General features: G+C 71.0%; 6 protein-coding genes. All 6 read right to left on the bottom strand.

What is annotated here, in order from left to right; all coding sequences use genetic code 11:
* Positions 1-29: 29 nt before the first annotated feature.
* The 6 genes from CLV43_RS27455 to CLV43_RS27430 all read right to left on the bottom strand — a co-directional run bounded on the left by CLV43_RS27455 (position 30) and on the right by CLV43_RS27430 (position 22,384).
* Positions 30-2,732, bottom strand: a complete 2,703-nt coding sequence (locus CLV43_RS27455; RefSeq protein WP_146174924.1) for a hypothetical protein — start codon at positions 2,730-2,732, stop codon at positions 30-32.
* Entirely contained in the window at positions 2,659-3,192 is a 534-nt protein-coding gene (locus CLV43_RS27450) for a hypothetical protein (RefSeq protein ID WP_106190355.1), read from the bottom strand. The genes CLV43_RS27455 and CLV43_RS27450 overlap by 74 nt, the downstream gene beginning before the upstream one ends.
* Positions 3,193-3,268: 76 nt before the next feature.
* Complete coding sequence (locus CLV43_RS27445; protein ID WP_106190354.1) at positions 3,269-3,571, bottom strand: WXG100 family type VII secretion target; 303 nt, start codon at positions 3,569-3,571, stop codon at positions 3,269-3,271.
* A 47-nt stretch (positions 3,572-3,618) separates the two neighbouring features.
* Positions 3,619-3,930, bottom strand: a complete 312-nt coding sequence (locus tag CLV43_RS27440; protein WP_170156033.1) for a WXG100 family type VII secretion target — start codon at positions 3,928-3,930, stop codon at positions 3,619-3,621.
* Between the two features lie 162 nt (positions 3,931-4,092).
* Entirely contained in the window at positions 4,093-4,797 is a 705-nt protein-coding gene (locus CLV43_RS27435) for a type VII secretion system-associated protein (protein WP_106190351.1), read from the bottom strand.
* Between the two features lie 103 nt (positions 4,798-4,900).
* Positions 4,901-22,384: a scabin-related ADP-ribosyltransferase gene (locus tag CLV43_RS27430; protein ID WP_106190349.1), complete on the bottom strand. Its 17,484-nt coding sequence runs from the start codon at positions 22,382-22,384 to the stop codon at positions 4,901-4,903.
* Positions 22,385-22,706: the final 322 nt, after the last annotated feature.

The raw sequence follows: 22,706 nt of genomic DNA, 5'->3' as shown, positions 1-22,706 counted from the left end.
CCGAGGCCCGCGCTTGACGGTGACGGTGCTCATTCGATCACCCCGGTAGTCCTCGGACGCGAGGCCTCCGCCCACGCGCCGCCGTCCTGGCGAAGCAGGTCGGCGGATGTGGGCGTCTGCTCCTCTTCCGCCGTTTCCCCCTCCTCGGCAGCACGCGCCACTTCCTCCTCGGCAGGCTGGGCCTCGGCGTCGTGCTCGGCACTTCCGCACCTGCGCAAGTCCTCTGGCCTGTCGGGGCGCGGGAGGAACTCGCTGCCGTCCCTGAAACTCCGACTCCCGAGCGCTTTCACGTCCACCGCCGACCGCGCGGCAGCGTGGTTCGTCACGGACTCCCAAGGCGTTGTCCCGCGCACCGTGTGGTCGGGCGTGTGCGGTTCCGCCTCATCGTCGTCCTCCGCTGTCCGGCCGGGAGCCGGCACGGCCCACAGGAGACCGGTGCTCGCGGGGACGTCCCACGCGCCGAAGTCCTCGTCGGCGTCAGGGGGCCGCACAACGGCGATCCGCTCTTCCAGCGACTCGGGCGGGAGCGGCACGCCGCTCCCCGGACCACCCCGCTCATCCTCCTGCCGGGAAGCGCCGGGATCGGACGGCACGGCCGAGGAGGCGCGATCGTCCGCGATCAACGCGGACGAGTCGGCGCGCGCGGGCACGTTCGAGACCACCGGTGCGGCCGGGGCCGGTAGCACCGGTGCACCGGGCAGGAGGGACGCGGACCGCGTGGCTGTCCCGAGGGGTTGTCCCGGTGCGGACGCGCCCTCCCACGCCGCGGTGTCCCCGTCGGGAACACCGGGGGCGACAGGCCGGCCGTGGACTCGGTCATCGGGTTCGCCGAAACCGTTCACCACCGGCTCGACGGACTCGTTCGGCACTTCCAGGAGCAGACCGTCCACGGGCACACCCGACGACATGACCGAGGCCCAGGTTTGGGCCTCGCCCTCCGGGAGGGCCTCGTCCGCGACCGGATCACCGATCCCGGCAAGGTCGGCACCCTCCCACGAAGCGACCTCACCACCCAGCAGACCGGACGCATCAGACCGCTCGGACCCACCCGCACCAGATCCCGCGGGCGGCGACATCGGCGGCACCATCGGCATACCACCGGGAACACCGGCACCAAGCGACGGCGCCTCCCACTTCTCCTTGCCCTCAGCCAGATCGGCGAGCGCCTCCGGATCACCGATCCCGGCAAGGTCGGCACCCTCCCACGAAGCGACCTCACCACCCAGCAGACCGGATGCGTCCGACCGCTCGGACCCACCCGCGCCGGGCCCCGCGGGCGGCGACATCGGCGGCATCATCGGCATCCCGCCAAGCGCACCACCTGGCACGCCAGCACCACGCTGGTCGGCCGAGTCGAGGCTGTCCAGGGCCTTGTCCGCCGCCCAGTCCGCCAGGTCCGGCGGCTCGGACGGCTCGAACGGCTCGAGCTCCGGCAGGTTCGGCGACGTGGCTCCCGCGCCCGATCCCGGCTTCTGACCCGACGGGAGGTTCACCCGGTTGCCGGGCCCAGACCCGTTCAGGCCACTGCCGGACGGGGGCAGCGACGACGGCGCGAAAGGCTGGAGCGACGGTGGCGCGCCCACCCCTTCCGACGCAGGAGGACCGTCGAACGAAGGCGGCACCATGGCGGGGAAACCCGTCGGTTCGAAGCCCGGTGGCCGGCCCGCACCGCTTCCCGGACCGGTCAGCGCGGCCTGGTCGAACGGAGACAGACCCGGCCCCTCGGCCATGCCGGCGGGGACGTGCATCGCCGACCCCAACTCCGGTGGAATCCCCAGCCCCGGCGGGGGCTGCACCTCCATCGGAGCCTCGATCCCGGTGAAAGGAGGCCCGAGGGCAGGAGGCCGCTCGCTGGTCACGAACGGCTTGTTCGGCGGAGGCGGGCCCGTGCCGGAGCCCGGCGTCGGCACGGACACGAGGGTGTTGTCGAACTTCGACTTCTCGTACTCGGCCGCCAGGATCTTCAGGACCTTCCGCATGTCCGCCTCCATCATCGCGACGATGAAGGGGTAACTGCTGATCTTGACCATCTTGTTGTCCATGATCAGTTCGTCCACTACCGCCGAGCCGAACATCGTGGCGACTTTTATGGCTTCGTTGCCGTAGTGGGCATCGATCTCGTAGATCGTCCGCCGCGCCCAGTCGAGGTACGAACCCGCGGCCCACAACGACTCCGGCACGGGCGAGATGTGGGCCGGACCTCCTGCGAGCTGCCGCGCGTGGCTGGTGAACGCGTTGCCGAACTGCGTCATGAGCTGCAGGAACGCCGTGGCGGCCTCGCCCTTCCAGTAGCCGTCCTCGCCGGCGAGGGTCTTCGCCTGTTCGCGGGTCGTGCTACCGATCTGGAACAGGATCTCCTGCACCGAGCGGAAGGCCAACGCGGCGTTCCACAGGGTCGACGGATTTGAGGGCCCGCTGGAGAAGTCGACCTTCATGTCCGGGGGTACGGACGAGAAGCCGGTGATCGCGGCCTCGATCCGGTGCCAATCCCAGTTGTCGTAGTCCTCCTTCTTCAGGCCCGATCCGTCACCGGTCGCGAAGAAGGTGCCGTTCTGGATCGTGAAGCCCGGATTGTCATCAGCCATGTCGCGGAGCTTTCCTGTCTGGCGGGACTCGTGACCCGAGTGGATGCGGCGACGAACGCAGGGGGAACCGCGGTCAGGTGAGACCGGGGGCGACGCCGACGGCGTTGCCGATGTAGGCCTTCGCGCCCTGGATGTACTCCTCGACATCGTGTCCGGTGGCGGCGTTGAGCTCCTCGGCGCTCTTGTACTGGCGCGCAAGACCTTCGAGCTCGTCAGCGGCGATGGTGACGGCCTGGACCGCCTTCTTGATGAAGTCGAGCGTGGTCGGCTGGATGGCCTCTCCCGCACCGGCACCGGAACCGAGCACCTTGCCGACCAACGCGTACGCGTCGAAGAAGCCGCCGGGGGCGAGCCTCATGCCCTCCAGGCTGTCCTGGGCCGCCTTCAGCGGCACGAGCAGCGAGCGGAGGTTCTGCGCGAACATCCTCAGGGCATCGGTGTTGACGCTGACCCCGCTCGTGGCGTTCTCCGAAGCCTTGGGCAAGCTTCCCCAGACGAACTGGTCGCTGTAGTAGCCGTCGGCAGGGCCCTGCCAGCTCGTGTCGGCCGGCGGGTGGTTGCTACCAGGGCCGTAGTACGGAACGACGGATTCGCCGACGGTGGTCATCGCTGATCACTCCTCACGTGTGTGGCTGTCGGAACAGGTGGCGCTGCCGGGTGTGACCTGGCGGTTCCACCCGCGCTCACTTGACGTCGTATCCGCCCCAGGCGTTCATGCCCGTGTGCTCGATCTTGAGGTAGCCGTCGGTGATCTCGCTCAGCGCGACCTCGGCGGAGTGGAGGCTGTTCGGCATCCGCGCCGCCACCTCGTCCCACTGGGACTTCGCGACCAGGTACTGGTCCTTGGCGCCGTCCTGCCAGTCCTGCAGGGTTGATTGGACCTGCTGGTCCATGCGTTCCAGTTCGCTCCGCAACGCCATGGTGACGGAGGCCATCTGGTCGCGCACCGAGTCCGCCATGCCGCGGTCGAAGGTGTAGGTAGCCACTGCGGTGTCCCTTTCAGCTCGATGTGGACGAGGTCGTGGCGGCGGTTCTAGATACCCGCGAGGCCAGGGCCGGTCGGGATGCGGGAAGCCTGCTGGGTGTTGGCCTGCTCGCCGGCCGCGATGACCTTCTGGTTGCCGTTCATGACGTCGATCATCTCGCCGAGCTTCCCGACGATGAACTTGCAGTCGTCCATCCACGCGCACATCGCCGAGTCGAACGCCGTGGACGCGTCACCGATCCAGGTCGACTTCAGGGCGGTGAGCGAGTCGGTGATCGTCGCCACGCCCTTCTTGGCCACGCTCTGGGTGTCGGCGAGGTGGCCCGCCGCGGCCAGCATTCCGGGGGTGGTAGTCGACACTGGGGCCATTGGGCATCTCCCTTGGGAACGAACTTGCTCGTGTCGCCCGGCAAGCGGAACGTGCGCAGGCGTGCATTCACTGGGACGAGGCAATCACGAGCAGCACCGCGATCAGGCGTACGCACCGGGTACCTGCCCTTCCAGGCCAACTTCCCGACACGTTCACCCTCGACCGGCGAAGCCGTGCTCTCGACGGATGCGGCCCGTCGTGGACGATCGGTCCGCGGCCTCGTCATCCCCGCTCTCCGGCTCGGCCGCGGACGGCCATGGCACGAGCCGCGGCCCGGAGGCGTCCGCGTGGCCCGCGTACAGCTCGGCCACCTGATCGTCGTCCAGCATCAGCGTGTCGCGCAGGAAATCCCCGGTCAGCCGTACCGACGCGGGCCCGCCGGGGTTGACCAGCACGTCCACGCCGTCCGCCAGTGCCACCACCAGTTCGTGGATCTCGATCCGCTGCCAGTCGGGTGAGCCGATCCGCCGCCGGTGCGCCTCACCGGTCGCCACCACGACGCACGGCACGTCGTCCGGCGACTTGGTGATCAACGGTCGTCCATCGCCGTTCAGGGCCAGGTCGAACAGGGAGTCCCGCAGCAGCAGCTGGATGTGCTCGGCCTCGGCCCTCCCCTGCACCACCAGCCGCAGCACGGCGTCCAACGGGTCCGACGGCGAGTTGTCGTCGCTCGGCAGGTACTCCGGGTTGGGTCGGAACTTCCCGGGCTTCCCGTCCTCCTCCACCGGCCACAGTCCGACCACCGATTCCAGCGGCGGCACGTCGTTCTCACCGGCGGGGGTCCAGGCCGGATCGATCAGCAGGAACCAGTTCTCCGACGGTCCATCCCCCCGCGTCTCCTCAGCGGTTCCCGTCATGGTCGTCCTCCTCGTTGCGGACTCGGCGAATTCCGCCTCGTCGTGGGTGTTGGGAAGCCCAGGCGCTCTCGAACCGCCCGACATCTGCTCGCCTGCCGCGGCGTCATCGTCCTCCGCCCTGGAGCTGGGGTGCGTTGGCCCGGGCGCGGTGCAGCGCCCGTTCGGCGTCGGTCTCCCCGGTGCGCAACGGCTTCCGGTCCCGCTGCAGCTCGATCCACTCGGTGTCCGAGACGACGCGCCCGTCCTCGGTCACACCCACCGCTCCTGCGGTGACCAGCACCGGATGGTCTCGGGTCGCGATGGCCAACAGGTGGGCGAACGGCAACGAGGGCAGCGGATCCAAGGTGCCCGGCACCCTCAGGTCCTCGACGACCTGGTCGAGGTCGAGGCCGCGCGCGGCGCCTGCGATCGCGAAGACCACGTGAGGCGCGACGCCCGGAGGAAGCTCCCCCAGGACGAACGCGGCGGGCTTCACCTTGTCCACGGCCACTACGAAGTCGCGGGCGTGGACCGGGGCACCGTGCCACATCTCGACGGTGCCCGCGTCGGGGGACAGCGTCGCCGCGACGATCTCCGCGCCCGCGATCCGGGGCATGGACTCGATCGCCATCAGCGCCTCGGGCACGCTCCGCGCGTTGTCCGGGAAGTAGACGTTCCGGATTCCCCTCCCGATGAGCGACTGGGTGCGCAACCGCGTGTCGTTGGCACCGGTGTGGTTCCACCAGGTGTTCCAAGCGAACAGTCGCACCGCCTGCTCGTGCGCCTCGGGGCTGAGCTGGAGGAGTTCGAGGAAGTCCAGCAGCACGGCCAGTGCCGCGTCCCGGTCGGTGGGGGGCGTGGCCGGTCCCACCGGCTTGAGCGCGGCCATCGCCTTGTCCAGCAGGGCGTGGATCGACCGGTCCTTCGCCGCCGACGCCATCGCCGCCGACAGCTCCGCGCGCACTTGCCACACCGCCGGATCCAGGCTGCCCGCCCAGAACCGGAACTCCAGGCGGTCGGTCTGCTTGCCTTCCACGTGCCGGAAGTTGATCAGCTCGAACTTGCTGCGGTTCAGCCTCTTGACGTCGCCGATCGAGGTAACCCCGTCGGGGTGCGGCGGTATCGGCAGAGGGCCCACCCACATCATGTCGCGTTGCGGCGCGCCTGCGCCGTTGAAGTTCCCCAGCCGGTAGAGCACCATCTCGTTCGCCTTGGCCAACTGCGCCAACCTGGCGTACTCCGCGGGTCCGAGCTGCTGGGTGAAGCTGACGTTCACGTGACCGCCCGTGTCGATCACGTCCGGCTGCTGACCGGCGCGGCCGCGGTGGTTCCGGGCGACCTCGAGCACCCCTGCCAGGCTCGCCCACGTGGTCGGGCTACCCGACAGCACCGACGAGACGAGCTCCACCCCCCACCGCGGGTTGCGCTCCTCCACCATGGACCAGGAGCCCGCTTCGACCTCGTTCCCGGCGGAGAGGTGTCCGGCGGCGACCAGCTTCTGCCCGAGGTCCTGGCTGACATCGGCGAAGGACTCCCCCGGCAGCCGGAGCTCGACCTCGAAGCCGAACCAGGCATCGGGCCTGCCGCTGACCCCGCCGGGCACGCCATCGGGGTAGAACGTCAGCGGGTTGCCGCCGTTCGCGCCAATGGCGGCCGCGGCGTCGTAGGTCTCCTCCATCTGCGCCAACCGCAGCTGCCGCAGGCGGACAACCGCCTCCCGTGCGATGGCCAGGCGGTCGACGGCGGGCAGCCGGGCCTCGTTCTCCCAGACCTGCTTCAGTCGGTGCGCCAGTGGCAGTGCGGCCTCCGCGAACCGTCCGCCGAGCACGTCGAGGTGTCTGCGGCCGAGCGCGATCTGCGACCCGAGCGACACCACCGCGCTCGGCTCCCCGACACCGCCGGGCCGGGTTTGTTCGGTGCCGGGCCCGCTGGACGACGAGCCCGGCTCCGACCAGGGCTGACCCGAGGGGCCCGCGGAGGTGGCGGGCAGCACGCCCGCGGCGGGTTCGTGCCGTTCCACCGGAAGCGGTGCGTCCACCACCGCTCCGAGTGCTCGCGCCCTGGTCTCCAGCAGCCACAGGTTCCGAGGTTTCACCGACGGCGGCGGCAGCTCCGTGTGACCGTTCTCCCGCAGCTCCCGCAGGTAGTGCCCGACGTGCGCGGTGAACAGGCCGTTGTCGGTGACGACCCGGTTCGACCGGGGGCCGCGGAACACCCAGTGCTCACCGTCGTCCGCTTGCACGGGGTACTCGTCGTGCAGACCGAGCATGTGACCCAGTTCCTCCGCGAACACGAGCTCATCGGCGTCGACGGCCCAGTGCAGCATGTCCGTCGCGGTGCCCGCGGGCCCGATGTCCACCGTGGCGTGCGCGTCGGGAGTGGGGTCGTGCAGCACCCGGACGTGAAGGCTGTCGCCGCTGGGCAGGCGGTAGCCGGGGTTGTTGAACATCCTGTCGGCACCGGCCTGGGCACGGGCCACCAGCGCGGGAACGTCGACGTCGGGACCGGCCTGGAACCGCAGCCGGGCCGTGTACTCCTGCACCCACTTCCCCGGCCGGACCTCGTACCTCGCGAGGTCGTAGACGATCGGGTGCCGCCAGGCCTCGAATCGGGGAACCGGGCCCATCACCGCCGTCGTCGGTCCGACGTCCTCGCCGGACACCGCCACCGGCACCGCACCGCGCCGGGCCGCTTCCCGCTCCGACTCGCTCACCGGATCGGGGTCGACCATCCACTGCGCGGTGGGAAGGGTGCTGTGCGCCCAGCTCGGGTCGTCGAGCACGGGGTGCGGCCGGGGCAGCGACTCGGTGGTGATCACCACGGGCGCGGCGACGTGGTCCGGCCCGGACCCGCCGAGCGGCTGACAACCGGGACCTGCCATCTCCCAGTCGATCCTCAGCTCGACGACACCGGAGGGCAGCTCCGGCACGAGCACGACCTCGGCCTCGAGACCGAGGTCGGCCGCCGACACCAAGGTGTCCCGACCCCGGCTCGCGTGGTCCGCGACCTCGCCGCGCCACACCTTCGCCACGTGCTCCGCGGCCGCCGCGGTGGGCGCGTTCACCGTCACGACGGGCGCGGCGAACCCCTTGGCGGATCGCACGGCCGTGTGCTCGACCAGTTGGGCGGCCTGCGCGCGGATCCCCAGCACCTGCACCGGGGTGAGCTGGAGGCCCACCGCTTCCAGGAGCAGGTCTGGGCGGTCGTGGCGCAACCCGCCAGGCCCGGTGGACGGCTCGGGAACCGGTGCCAGCTCGACCGCACCGTGCTCCCAGAGTTCGAGGCTCGCGTCGGCGTGCACCAGGAGGGTGCCGTCCTCGGGACTCACCCCGGACGGGCCCGTGGCGTACACCAGAGGGCGTCCTGCCGGGAGCCGCGCCGCCACCTGTGCCGCGAGTTCCGCGCCCGCCGCTTGCCCGACCAGCACGACCAGCGCCAGCGGAGCGGCGGCGGACAGCCCTTCCACCAGTGCGGAACCCAGCACGTCCGGCACGGCGGTCACGTCGTCGACGACGAGCACGAGCGCGTCCGGCGAATGGTGCGGAACAGGCCGCGACGGCGACTGCACCCGTCCCCCGGCGTCGAACTGGGCGTAGACGTCGAGAGCGACGTCGAGCTGTTCCAGGCGGTCCGCGAGATCGGAGCGCGTGCCCGCCGGGAAGTGGACCAGGTTGTTGCGCCGCACCACCCGGAACGAGGGGGGCGGTTCGTCCTCCGGGGACACGACCTCGACCGTCAGCGGCTCGGGCGCGGTCCACACCTCGATCCGCACCTCCCGCCTGGCCTGCACCTCCCGGATCTCCCCCACGTCGGCGGCCTCGCCCGTCAGCGGCCCTGGCACGGTCGCCTCCTCGACCCGCACCTGCCGCCTGCTCTCCACCTGCCGGATCTCCGGCATCCGGAGGTCCGGCCGCAGTCGTTCGACGACGAGCGCGAGCGCGTCACGCGGCTCGTCCCCGCTGAGGTCGCCTTCCGCGCGCACGTGCACCTCGCCCACGTCGGCGAGACCGTCGAGCGACAGCCGGTCGGACGGGGGCAACGACACCGCATCGGCGGCCACCGTCAGCCGCACCACGCTGTCCGGCTCGTCGGGCTCCACCCACGGAGTGACGTGCTCGGGTGCCACGCCTTCGGGGAACACCACGCCCGACGGACCGCCCCGGTCCCCGTGGCGCGCCATCGTCGCCGCCACGTCCACGCCTCCCGGGGCGCTGACGACGTAGAGGGGTTCGCCCACACCGAGTTCTCGTGCCGCGGCACGATCCCGCCTCATCGTCGGGAAGCCGTCCCCATCCGGCGAGGTGACCTGCGAGTAGAGGTCAAGACCACGATCCGGTGCGGGGAACCCCTCCTCCCGGACGACGTCCGGCGGGCGCGAGTCGGTGACGTAGAGCGGTTCGTCCGAGGTCCGCAGGGTGGGCGGCGGGAACACCGCGCCGCGGCTGGACTCGTCGACCGGCGACTCCTGCTCCTCCGCGGGTTCGAGCGGCACGACCTCCTCGTCCCCGGCCGGCCCCGGCAACCGCGACGGCACCTCCTCCACCACCGGTTCAGGCTGCGCAACCTCCTCCACCACGACCAGATCCGGCGACTGCGGCGGCACCTGCTCCACCACCGGTTCGAGCGGTACCTCCTCCTCCCCCTCCGGGTTCGGCAGCTGCGGCGGCACCGCCTCCACCACCGGCCCCGGCGGCACGACCTCCTCATCCGGTGTCAGATCCGGCAACGCCGCGAGGTAGTCGCCGTACGCGGCCCACCACGCTTCCTCGTCCGCCGCTGCGGCGAGTGAACGAGCGGCGTCGGCCAGTTCAGCCGGGATCGTGTCCTGCCCGCGGTCCTCCGCGACCACCACCGCGTCGCTGATCAGCACGTCGACCACCGCGGTGTCCTTGCGGGTGATCCTGGAGGTCGGCCGGGCCACGAACCGGACCTCGACATCGTTGAGCCACAGTCCGGTCAGACCGTCCGAAGTGGACTTATCGCCGGGCGTCGCGTGGGTGTGGGAGGCCTCGACCTCGCCTTCGGACTCGACTCCGCCCATCGACAGCAGCGGCAGCAAGAACCCGGTTCCACCACCGAAGGCCCGGCGTTCGCCGATTCTCTCGCTCCCAGGGGGCTGGGTGCCACCGAATCCCGCCATGGGCGTGCCCAACAGGCCGAACTCGGCCTTCGTCATCTCCTCCGCGCTTCGCTGCACGGACTCCTCGCCCGAGGTCGTCACGGTGGTGCGGGCCGTTGTTCCGGTCAGCGTCGGTGAGCCGGACCGGCGAACGTGCATCTCGATCGCCAGGCCGGACCAGGCGGGCAGATCGAGCGGGACAGCGCCGGTGCCCGCGGCCGGGAGCAGCGCCTTGACCCGCGGCCCGGTGAGCGAGGCGCGCAGCGCGCGGCTGATCCCGGCCGGGACGACCTCGCTCCCCGTCGCCGTCCGGTAGGCGGTCGCGGCGCCGTCGGCCAGGTCGTCGACGTCGAACTGGAGGCGGCTCACCCAGCCACCGGTGAACGCGGGCTCACCACGCCAGTGCGAGAGCGCGTCCGGGGTGGCCTGCTCCCGCGGACGCACCACCGCGCCCGGCGTTGCACCGGAACGTCCTGGGGCCCCCGCGTCCTCCGGCAGGTGCAGCACCGTCAGCGCGCGTTCGGTGCCGGCCTCCGCGATCTGCCGACCGTGTCGGTGCACCGACACGGTGAACCCGACGCGGGCGCGGTAGGACGCGAGCGGCCCGGACGTCTCCACCGAGCGGTCGCGCACGGTCTTGCGGGTCTCCTTCTTCGCGCGCTTCTTCATCCCCAGCACGACGTCGCCCGTGAGCCCGCCTCCGAGCATTCCGAAGGGGTTGCTGCGCGAGACCTGCTCGTTCGGCGCGGGTCCGCCCACCAGCACACCGGGCACCGCGACGGGTTCCATCCGCAGCGCGGTCCTGGCGAAGGTGCGCACCCTCGTGCCGAGCGACGTGGTGGTCCGCGTCTGCTTGAGCCGGCCGTGGACGAGACCGGTGAACTCGGGTGTGGCCAGCAGCTCGTTGGTGACGACGAACTCGTAGGTCTGTCCGCTCGCGCGGTCCTCGAGCCTCAGGGGGCGCGGTGTGCCGGTCGACGACGAGTCCTCGAGCCAGGTCTGCGAGTCGGCGAGCCACGACGTGATCGCCGCGTAGTTGTCGTGGGCGCGACTCAACGGCGAGGACGGGATGAGCCGCGCCGCGCGCTTGGGGCCGAGTGATCGGGCGAGGTCCTGGCGCAGGGCGGGGAGCACGGACCGCAGGTCCACCACGCCGTCCACCGCGCCGATGCCCAGCGACAGCGGTTCATGGGGACGCAGGAACGCGGGAACGGGCGCGGCCCGCTCAGGTGCCTGTGCCTCGTCGTGCAGGTCGGCACGAGCGTCTTGCGCCGCCTGCCCCGCGCGCAACGCGGCGAGCTGTGCGGTGGTGACCCAGGCGGTGACCGCACGCGGCAGGTCGAACCGCTCGTTGGCCGCGCCCGGTGAGCCTGCGCGGAACAGGCCCCACGCGTGGCGCCAGCGCCGCGACCGCACCTCGGCGGCGACCGTGACCCGCACTCCGAACCGCACGTGGTGCAACCGCTCGGGCTGCCTGCTGATGGTGGTGCCGGTGGCCACCTCGGTGGCCACCTCGTCGTCGCTACCGCCCTCGGTCGTCATCGGGTTGTTCTCCAGGATGGCGAGCGCGCCAGGGATCACGATCTTGTCGCCGGGCGCGACGTCCCTGTAGAAGGCGATGGCCGTGGTGTCGACGACAGGGACGGCCTTCCACGTCGTCCGGGTGCTGTTGCCGGTCTGCGTCTCCGTCGACGTGGTGACCGTGCTCTGCTCCCAACGCTCACCGGGCAGCACCTCGACGTCGCGCGGCACGAACGACACCTCGGCCGCGGCGTGCTGCTTGAGGCGCCGCCGTGGCCAGGTCAGGCCGCGGACACCGATGGTCCGGCTGAACAGGCGCGGGTCCGCTTTGAGGGTGTCGGGGGCCAGCACGTTCTCGATGAGGGTGCTGTTGTCCGACTCGGGGAACGAGAACACGGGATCTCCGGACGCACGGGTGAGCGCGTTCTTCACCGCCGCGCGCACGTACTCCAGTCCCCCGAAGCTGGTCACCCGTACGCCGTCGAGGTCGCGGGACAGTCCACTGCGCAACGCGTCGTCCGCCGCCGGGGTGTCGGGGCCCGGTCGCAAGGTCAGGCCGGGCAGTTCCTGTCCCGGCGTGCGATCCACGGCGATGGGGTCGGGACGGGTGCGCGAGACGTGGGCCGCGGGCACTCGCAGATCCGCCGCGACGGTGACGACGGCTTCCGGAGCCGCCTCGTCCGTCGCCGGGTCCACGATGGACACCGGCTCCACCCGCGGCACGTGCAGACCGCGACTGCCGAAGCTGAGGCCGCGCGTCATCGCGTTGTGGCGGCGGTAGGTCGTGCCGGTCAGCGACCACGCCAGGTTCGCGGTGAAGTGGTGCACCGGCTCGGCGGTGAGTCCGCTGTCCTGACCGATCTTCGACACCAGGGAACGCTTCGCGGTGACACCGGTCAAGCCGGTCTTGGTCCAGGTGAACACGCCCGTCAACGACGACACCAGGATCGCGGCCCGCTCCGCGATCACACCGGTGACCCGGCTGGCGAACCCGGCGCTCGCGGTCGTCGTCCTGGTGCCCTTGAGACTGCTGCTCGCGACGTCGGTCGTGGTGACCTGCTCCACGGCGGCGGGTGTCGTGACCTCACCGGTGTCGCGCAGGTCCGACATGGTCGCCCGGAGGGTGAAGGCCACGTGGTAGTCGTGGCCCCAGCCGTGCCGGGGCACCATCGGGAGTCGCAGCCCGTCCGCGGACAGCGCGCGGTCGGCCAGCATCGACAGCTCGCGGTCGGTCAGCAGCCCCCGCAGCGCGTCCCGGCGGCGCAGTCCCTCCTGGAGCTTGCGCCCCAGTACCCGGCCCGCGGACTTGTCGTCGAACTGGTCGAGGAAGCGGTCACTGCTCAGGTACCACGACCGGTGGCCGGGTACCTTGCGCACGGAGTTCTCGATGAGGTCGAGCATCCGCTCGGCGACACCGGAGACCCGCAGCGACGCACCGGCCAGCGCCCGGCCGGACTCGAGCGCCTCGGGACCGAACAGACTCCGCTGAGGGGCCGTGTCCTGGCCCGTGGACGGTTCTCCGCCCTGCGCGGGGGTCGCCGGCGGCGCTTCCGCGGGTACGGCCGTGGCAGCGTCGGCCAGCACTCGCACCCACTCGACCACCGTCACGTCGTCGGCGAACCTCATCGCGGGTTTGCCCGGTACCCGCACCTCGAGGTCGAACCGCCGCCGCACCCGCTGAGCGGGCCCGCGCCAGGTCTTCGTGGTCTCGATCTCACCCGAACGACCGATGTCCTGGTCGCGGCCACGCTCCGCCCCGACGCCCGCGATCGGCCCCACGACCAGGCTGATCGCCCCCATGTCCATGCCGGGGCCGATCATGATCTTGCCGGTCAGCCCTCGGGCGGCGGTGCCGGTGTCCGAGGTGCCGGTGCCGACCGTGCCGGTCTCGACGAACGTCGCGTCCGGCACGGTCTGCAACACCTGTGGCTCGACCCGTTCGACCAGCCGCATCTCGACCGCGCTGGGGGTGTCGGACCACGACAGGAGCGGGTGCTTGCCGGAGAACAGCGACTCCGAACGCACCCAGCCCCGACCTCGGGCGGCGTCCTCCGCGGTCACGGCGATGTCGTGGTAGTGGTCGTGCACGGTGTCGCCGGTCAGGAACTCCCGCAGTGCCGTGCGTCCTGGCCGCCCCGGTTTCACCAGTGACGACGGCAGCGCGGCGGCGACCTTGTCGAACAACCGGTGGCTGCCGTCCGGTCCGGGCGGCAGTGGCCTGCCGCGGTACACACCGGGTGCGCCGCCCCCGAACTCGACCGACTCGACGTACGACGTCCCGGTGGCGACGGCACCGGTGCCTCCGGTGTCGCTCAGCCCGGCAGGCACCAGCAGGTCGGTGTTACCGGCGACGACAACCGGTTCACCGACCGGGCGCTGCCCGGCGTGCCGCAGAGTCAGCTCGACCCGCACCGGAACCGCGAACTCCCTCGCGGGCATCAGCAGGTCCATCTGGTTGCTTTCCCCGGCCTTGGCGTCCACGGACGAGGTGACGACGTTGCTCGCGTCCGTGGACAGCTGCGCGCTGCCGACCGCGAAGATGCCGGGTGCGGCGGTCAGGACGAACACCAGCAGCCCGGTGTTGCCGTCCTTCACCGTCGCCGACGCCGAGATCGTGCCGGTGCCACCGGGTCCGGTCATCGTGGTGCTCAGGTCCGATGGCGCGCCCTCGACCGCGGTCTGCCAGCCGAAGCGCGCGACGCCGTGCAGCTCGTACGGCCTGCCACCGATCGTCACGTCGGCGGTGTGCCCCCTGCCGAGGAACTTGCCGATGCCGTTCACCAGGTCCTCGACGAAGCCGTCGACGCCGACGCGCGGGCCCGGCGGCAGCAGCTCGTCCAACGCGCCGCCGAAGTCCGCGCGAACCGGTCCGTTCTGCTGGGCGATGCCCAGACTCGTGCTGTCGCGCAGGTAACTCGGCACGCCGGGGATCACGGGCGCGGGCGCGGCCTGGGCCGCCGGCACGGCCGGTTCGGCCGGCGCGACCGAAGACAGCTCATGGCCTGCCGTGCTCGCCACCGACCCGGAACCGCCGGGCTCGCTCGCGCCCAGCGCCTCCGCGAACTCCTGGGCGGCGGGAAGCTCCGGGGCCACACCCTTCGGCCGCACCGGCACCTCGGAACCCGCGGACTCGGCCGCGGGCGTGGTCTGCTGCTGCACGACTGGCCCGGCGGGCGCGGTCTCCTCCTGCACCGCCGGTTCGACGGGCGGGGCCGGTTCGGCCGGAGCAGCGGATGCGGCCGGAGGCGGTCCGTCGGAACCCGCCGCCCCCGCCGCGGGGCCGGGGGGCACCCCAGGAGCCGTCCCGCGCGCACTCGCACCCATGCGCTCCGTCTGCTGCCGACCGGGCGATCCCGCGACCTCCAGCCCGGCGGCGCCCGCCATCCCCTGCTCCGAGTCGGGCTGTGCCGACGGCTCCTCGCCCGGCAGCAGGACCTCCGTGAACTCACCGCCGTCCTCGACGAGGAGGTAGCCACCCATGTCGGCAAAGGCTTCCGTCGTCGCGCCGAACATCTCCACCGGCCCGTGATCAGCCACCCACGCGACTTTGACCTGCTGCGCCCGCGTGACTCCGTTCCCGTCCGGAATGGGCTGGTTGATCTCGCAGTACAGCAGCAGGATCCGGTCGGAACCACCAGCGCGCCGGAAGATCTCGCTGCCGTGGATGGCACCGGCGGCCTCATCGCCGACGAGCCACACGAGGTCACCCCGGACGTGCGGACGCCCGGTCGCCACCGCGAACTGGAGGCCCTCTCGCGAGCCCGCATGACCCATGTTGACCCACACCGGCTTGCCCGCCCAGGGAGTTCTCCGCGGGACATCGGAGATCACTCCGTTCGAGTCCTTCTTCTGCTGGAAGTAGAACTTCTGCCGATCACCCGCGTAGCGCAGGCCGAACAGGGTGTCGAACGGCACCTGGAAGGCCACCGTGGGGAAGGTGTGGCCCCACACCACACCATCGGAGGACACGATCGGGTAGCTGACGTAGGCCTCAGGCCCCAGTGTCGGGGTAACGCTCTGAAATCCCCCCTCGGCCCCGAGGAAACCCCGGGCCCCGAACCCGAACGTGAGCGGGCCGACGCTCGCGTACATCGTCCGCGCATAGCCGCCAGGAACCATCGACTCGGCGAAGACATCCAGGTCGAGAACAGGTCGCTCCCCTTGGGCGACCAGGAGCAGAGGTGTGCTGGCACCCAGGTCGCCCGTCTTTCCTACGTGTCCCATGAGCTCACGCAGCTGAGGGTCGTCGCGCAGCACCTGCGCCAACTCGGCCGTGGAGACCACGACGCCGCGACTGTCGGAACGCTGCCCGCGGAAACCGTCCCCGGTGGACCGGGCGACGACGAGCACGGGCGGGACCTCCTCGCGCCACGGCGCCTTGTGCTGCTTCCAGCCCGCGCCGAGGAAGGTGCTGATGGCCTTCCGATCCGTCCGCGACAGCCAGTTGCGCAGTCCGTCGACGAAGGATTCGTCACCAGGTGACCGGATCACCAGCATTCGCACGTCGTTCTTGGTTCCCGACAAGACCTCGACGCGCAGATCACCCGCCCGCCAGACCGACACCTCCGCGAACGTGGACCCCTCGGCGAGCACGACCTCACCCCCGGCCAGCGTCGCGCCCCCCGTCGGCGCGTAGACGGGGTTGAACAGTCCGGCCGCGCGGAACGCGCCGGCGACGTCGAACCCCAGTCCCCCGAAACCGAGCCGCGCCGCGCCGTGGCCGGACACCAACACCACCGGCCGCGTCGGATCCGCCCGCATCCGTGCGGCGAACTCGGGAAGCTCCAGCAACAACCGCCCGAGCTGCCCTCCCTCTGCCGAGAAGGACTGACCGTTCGACAGCGAGACCCTGGCGTGCCCTTCGGAACCGTCGACCACGACGACAAGGGGCTCACGCCCACCCCACGGACCGGACAGGGCCTGGCCGAGATCCGGATGCGCTCCCGCGAACCTCTTCAGCTGATCAAGGTCCTCGGCGCTTGCCGGAAGGCCGACCACCGAACCGGTCTCGCGGTGCCGAACGTCGGAAAGCGTGAGCGGCACCTCGGTGAACCGCTTGCCCGGCAACACCCTCAGCTGGCCGCGCTTGGAAGGCGCGATCCTTCCCTGGAAGTGGAAACCCGGCCAGGGACCGGATCGAGCGACGAGTTCGCTCCACAGGCCAGGAGTCAGATCCGGACCACCGGTCATGGTGAGGTCGTTGGTGGCGACGACGAGCGTCGGCCGCACGTCCCCGCTCAGGGCCCCCTTGAAAACACTGGTCCCCAGCAGAATCCCGGCGGCCTCGGAATCGCTGACCCGCACGGACCGTGCGCGGTTCCTGAGCAGAGCCGTGTAGTGCCCGTTCTTCGTCTGCAACAGCGCGCGCAACTCACCGCCCCCACTCGGCTCGAGGGACTGCGCCCACGGCGCGACGACCTCCTCCCCCGCCTCCTTGGACAGGCGGTAGTCGAAGCCCTCCTTCTCCTCGATCAGCCTGCGCCCCTCGGGAATCGCGTGCGAGGCGACCTTTTCGAAGGAGCGCTGAGCGGCGACGTCCGAGGGAACCCCGACGCCGATCTCCCGCCGCCCGTCGAACAACGGCACCAACACCACATCGTCCGGCAGCACCGGCGACACCTGCTCGAAACCACCGGCGAACGGTTCTCGATCGACGGGGCGCCGCGCCACCGTCACGTGCCGATACCCTCCGTCGTCCCGCATCGCCACCGCGAACGCCCTCAGCTCCTCGGCGACATCCGCGACCCCGGTCGGATCGTCGAGCACCACGGACACCTCGACACCCGGCGACGCCGACACCGCCGATCGGAACGAGGCGTGTGCCGATACCTGACGAGCGAGCTCCGCACCGGTCACGGCCACACCGTCGACGACGAACGTCTCGCCCCGCACACCCACGAACACGAGGAACGGCTCGGGCCCGTCGCCCTCCTTTCTCGACGGCATCGCCTCGTGCACATCGGACCACTTGTCGAGCACATCGTCATCAGCGGTGAAGGCGACACCACCGGACGTGGTCGCGGTACGCGGAAGGGGTCTGGCCGCCTCCACCACCCGCAGGTTCCCGACCGCGGTCTCGAGGTCCGAGCCGGGATCCGACTCCGCGTCCGAGCTGTCGTCCCCGTTCCGCGACGTGTAGGTCGCCGACCCCGCCGTCGGCCGCACGACCTGCGGCAGGTCGCTGCTCCAGGACGGCGCGAGCTCCGCGAAGGCCTCCTCCAACTCCTGGAGGGCGGCCTCCGACGTGAAGTCGAGATCGCCCTCCAACGCACGCTGACCGAGTTCCGCGGCGGACAACCGGACCTCGACGGTCGCCGCCCGCCCGAACCGGTCGTCCGCCGCGGAACCGGTGGAACGGAGGGCGATGTGCTCGGCACGAACGTCGAAACCGAACTTCCTCAGGCGCAAGGACTCCTCGGTCAACTCCTGGGTGAAGACGGCCGCCACGTCATCCGCGCGCAGTTGGCCCCGCTGCTCGTCGGTGACCCCGCCGGCCGGGTCGCTCTCGTCGCCGTAGCCGGTGATCAGCACCTCCGGGATGCCCGCCCCCTTGATCTTGCGCCACGCCGCCGCACGAGCGACCCTTCGCGCGGTCTCCCGCACCTGCTCGACGTCCCGCGTCCGGATGTTCGGGGCGCGGTGGTCGAACCGGAGCAGCAGCGGGTCGATCTCCTGGGTCACGAGGTCGGCCATCGGCAGCTCCGGCACCGGCTGCCCGCCGTCCGGCCCGGCCAGGGTCATCGCACCACCGGCCTCGTGGAACCCGATCGCCGCGGTATGGTCGGCGACCAGTGCTTTCCCGGTGGCTCCGAACACCTCGACCGACCGCACCAAACGCGCCCATTGCTCCCTGAACCCCGCTGCCGGCGTGGGGGTGTCAGACCCCGGCGTCGGGCGGTTCACCCAGCACTGGAGCAGCACGACCGGCGCGGTGGGATCGAGGCCGGCCTGCCGGTAGATCGCGGAGCCCGCGACGATCATGGCCTTCCGCGCACCGTCCACGGTCGTGGCATCGCCCCAGACATCAGGGTGATCGGTCGTCAACCTCAGCCCGAAGCCGTCGTCGCCCATGTTGTGCCCGTCGACGACCACCGGCCGAGTGGCGCTGCCCGACCACGGTGCCACGAACGCCTCGAACCGATCCTTGCCGCGGAGGAAGTACTGCAGGCGCATCGGCGTGCGGTAGCTCGCGCTCCGCTCCGCCTTTTCGTCCGACTTGTCCAACGGGAAGAAGACCCCGTAGGTGCCGAGGGCCGCGTTGGCCATCACGCGGGCGACGACGTTGTCCGGACCTGGCAACGGGGCCTGGTGGGTGGTGAACGACCCGTCCCCCAGCGTGATCCTGCCGTCGGGGGACAACGTCATCGGGCTGGGGGCCGAGTGCAGCCGGCGGGCGTACCCGCCGTCGAGCAGGGCTTGGTTGAACTCCGCCCCGTCGCCCACTAGCCCGCCGGTCAGGGTGCCGAGCACGATGTCCTTGTGGGAAGCGACTTTCCTCCCGTCGCCGAGCAGGTCGCGCAGGGCGGGGTCGGCACGCAGGACGACGGCCAGCTCCGTCAACGAGACGTCGACCGGGGCACCGTCGGCGCGTACCGCCCGCGCCCCCCGCGGGCTGGTGCTGAGCAGGACGAAGCCCGGTACCTGTCGAGACGACCACGGCGAAGGGGCGAGCCGTCCGCCGTCGACGTCGTGGTCGCTCAGCCCGTTCGCGGTGACGTTGCGCGCCCATTCCCGCGCCTGTTCGAACAGTTCGCTGTCGCCCGGACTGCGCACCATCAGCGCCACCGGTCGACCGGCGGTATCGCGCAACACAGTGATGCGCAGGTCGCCGGCGCGCAGGGTCGACACGAGTTCAACGGCTCCCAGCCGCACTCCGTCCGGACCGACCTGCGGGGTGCCGGTCGTTGCCCGGACATCGTTGAACAGCCCCTCCGCCCGCAGGGCACCGGCGAAGTCGAAGCCGAGCCCGCCGAAGTTGCCCCGCTCACCGGCCTTGTTCGCCACCAGCAACACCTCGTGGCCCTCGTTGACCCTCCGCCGGAACTCCGGGTCGGCGAGCAGCTCCACGGCCAGTTCCCGACCGTCGATCTCGTGCACCTGTCCGTCGCCGGACGCGACTCTCGCTTGCCTGCCGTCCGGCGAGTCGACCACGACGACGATCCGGTCTCCCCCGCTCTGCGGACCGTCGCCGCTCTCGTCGAGGGCGTCGCTCAGAGCGGTCACCACGGAGGCATCGACGCCGCCCGGCACGGGAAACCCGAACACCGGGCCCGAGGACACCCGCGTGAAGCCGGACGGGACCGGCTCCAACGTGGTGGTATCAGCCCGTTCAGCCGAGGGCGGTGCAGGGACGGGGGCAGCAACCGCCTGTGCTTCGCCGGGCCGATAGCCGGGGTTCGGGTGGAAGCGGCCGATGCTGCCGTCGGCGTTGATCTCGTGGGCGCCGACGTGGAACTCGGACCGGATGCCGCCGGCGAACGCGACCTCTTCCTCGTGCTCGTGCAACACCGAATGCAGAATGGGCGAGTCGTTGACGACGATTCCGCCAGGCACGTCGAACAGGTGCCGGTAGCGGATTCGGTAGGCTCCGCGCGCTCTCGGCTCGAGGTGCAGATCGGCATTGCGGGTCGTCGACACGTACACGCTCGCGTCGTCCGCGAGAATTCTGCTCATCAGGTCGTAGTTCGTTCTGCTCAATGGCTGGAAGCCCACACCGAACACCTCGTCCAGCGGACGGTCGTCCAAGCGGTACAGCGGTTCGCGCGATGTCCGCCAAGCGACGTCGAAAACCTCGATCTCGCCCACGTCGACCGGGATGGTCGCCACCAGGTTGAGCTCGTCCACGTCGACTCGGTACTCGCTGGAGTACGGCGCCGCAGCGGAAACCACCGGGCCGTCACTCGGCTCTCCCACGTCGTCTCCAGGCGCGGACTCGTTCGGATCCGCGGCACCGCGGACGGGCGACTCCACCGCGGTATCCATCGTCAGCGCCGAACCGACTCCCGGCGACGGATCGTTCTGGCCCGTCCCACCGAAAGGCCGGCCGACGGTGGCGGGAGTCTCGTCGCTGGTGAAGCTTTCGACCTCGTCCACATCGGAGTCGACCGCCGACCTGGGGGTGTACGAAGCGTGGGCGTGGGCCACGTCGGCCACCAGGGTGGGTTGCGACAACGGCGAGTCCCGCTCCAGCAAGGGAGTACCCGACAACCTGGGCGGGCCCGGCACGGGCAAGTCGACCGGGGCAACCGACGGAAGGCCCGCACGAGTAGTCGGGCCACCTCGGCCAAAGCCCCCCGATGTCTGGCCCGGCTGTGCCTGTCCCTGTTGTGGCGCGGTGGTTTGCGGCTGCCCCGGCAGGGCTTGCCCCGGCTGGTTTTGCCCCAACAGAGCGTGCTCCTGTTGGACGGGAGGCGGCTGGACCCCCGCGTCCGGTGGGACGGCCGACGCGGGCCTCTCGGGCGAAGACCCCGACGTGCCGGGGAGGTCCTGCGGCCCACCGTCGGGCCCGCTCACGTGCGGCGAATCCGTCACCGGTGAATCGGCGGTCAGGCCCGAGTCGGAGTGCACGACCTCATCGGCGGAAGGCGATTCGGCGACAGCGGTCGGTATCTGGGACGGTGCGGCACCATCCGGCGCGGTCGACGTGACGATGCCGTCCACCTGCGCACGCGAACCGGCTTCAGCGCCGGTCGGAGCAGGCGTCTCCGCACCCGGTGCGACATCGAGCGCGTCGCCCTCCGGAACCCCTGTTCCCGGCGTGGCACCGGAGTTCGACGGCATCTGCGCCACGCCCGGCGTCCCCCCAGGCCGATCGCTCGCCACCGTTGTGCCCGACAGGGCGTCCGCCCCGGCCGGTGCCCCTCTTGGCACGCTCAGACCCGCTGTCTCCCCGCCTGTCTGGCCTCCGCCAGGCTGCCCGGTGGGTACGACACCAGCCGCACCAGGACCACCGCCCCCCAGGCTCTTGACCGGAACAGCAGCCGCGCCGACGTCACCGGCACCACCGTCGAAACCGGGTCCAGGGCCGGAGCCGCCGCCCAGCGCCTTGTGCTCCCCCGACAGCGCGGGCGCGTCGGGCATGGCGATGTCGGGGATGCTCAAGAGCTTCGCGGCGGCCATGCCGGCGACGACCTCGCCGATCTTCTGCCCGGCGTGGCCCGCACCCCGCTCCGCCGCGTGGCTGAACGCGCCGTTGACCGTGCCGGTCCACACGTCGTCCAGGCTGCTGCCGAAGACCCCGGCGGTCCCCAGGCCCACGAAGGTCTCCGCGGCGGCCTCGTTCGCCGCGCCGAACACCACCGACTTCGCCACACCCGGCTTCCACTTCGCCATACCCATGTGGCCGCCCTTGATCAGGCCACCCGCCGCGGCACCCGCGACGAACTCGATCAACGTGCTCTCGCCGTCCCACTGGACGCGGTTGCCCTCCGCGAACTGGATCAGCTGCGCGATCGCGCCCTGCACGACCTCCTCCACGCCCTCCTGCACGGCCTCGGCCAGCAACCGCAGAACCCAGTGCAGCTTCTCCAGGATGCGAGTGACGGCAACACGTGCGGCGGTGATGAACGACGGCACCAAGGGGGCGGTGAACGGATTGGACAGCGCCCACACGATGGACGAGGCGAACCACACGATCTCGATCATCATCGAGTAGATCGACTGCTCGACGTTCAACGCCAGCTTCAACAGGCTGTCCGACTGCTGCCGGGCCAGACCCACCAACTGGGGCACGGAAGCGACGACTTCCCGGACCTGACTGCGGAACGCACCGCCCAGCCTGCCACCAAGGGCGTCCTCGACCTTGGCCGCCAGCTCGTCGAGGGCGGCCGTCATCTCGCTGAGCGTGGCACCGCTTTCCAACCAGCTCCGCGCCAACGCGCGAGTGGCCGCCACATCGACCCTCGGCGCCTTCTGACCCGCTACCAGGATCCACAACCAGTCGAAGTCCGGATCGAAGTTGATCTCCACCGCTCACCCCCCGACCGCGCGGCACAAGGCAGGCAGCGACGACTCGCTGACCGAGCACGTGCGGGTGCCGCTCATGGGGATCCCAGTGGTCGTATCGGATCGGCGCGGCGGGCCGGCTCTCCGGGACCACCAAGTGGAAGTGCCGCCGCGGCCCGGCCGCCACCGTGGCCGGACGAGGTCGGACGAGGTCGGAACGTGGGGTGGGGCTAGGGCGTGTGTCGAAGTCTCGTTCGATGGGAGTCGCGCCTGAGGTGGTTCCTGGCGGTGCGGCCGACTGGCCCGCATACCGCTGTTGTATGCGGGCCAGTCGGCCGTGCCCCCA

The organism is Umezawaea tangerina (assembly GCF_003002815.1).
GTDB classification, from domain to species: Bacteria; Actinomycetota; Actinomycetes; order Mycobacteriales; family Pseudonocardiaceae; genus Umezawaea; species Umezawaea tangerina.
Note: the sequence above shows the minus strand (reverse complement) of the source record. Positions and strands in the feature narration are given on the sequence as shown.

Excerpts from the sequence above, each read along its gene's own strand:
- CLV43_RS27455 (WP_146174924.1), bottom strand. The coding sequence starts at position 2,732 with ATGTCGAGGAGTACATCCAGGGCGCGAAGGCCTACATCGGCAACGCCG.
- CLV43_RS27450 (WP_106190355.1), bottom strand. The coding sequence starts at position 3,192 with ATGACCACCGTCGGCGAATCCGTCGTTCCGTACTACGGCCCTGGTAGC.
- CLV43_RS27435 (WP_106190351.1), bottom strand. The coding sequence starts at position 4,797 with ATGACGGGAACCGCTGAGGAGACGCGGGGGGATGGACCGTCGGAGAAC.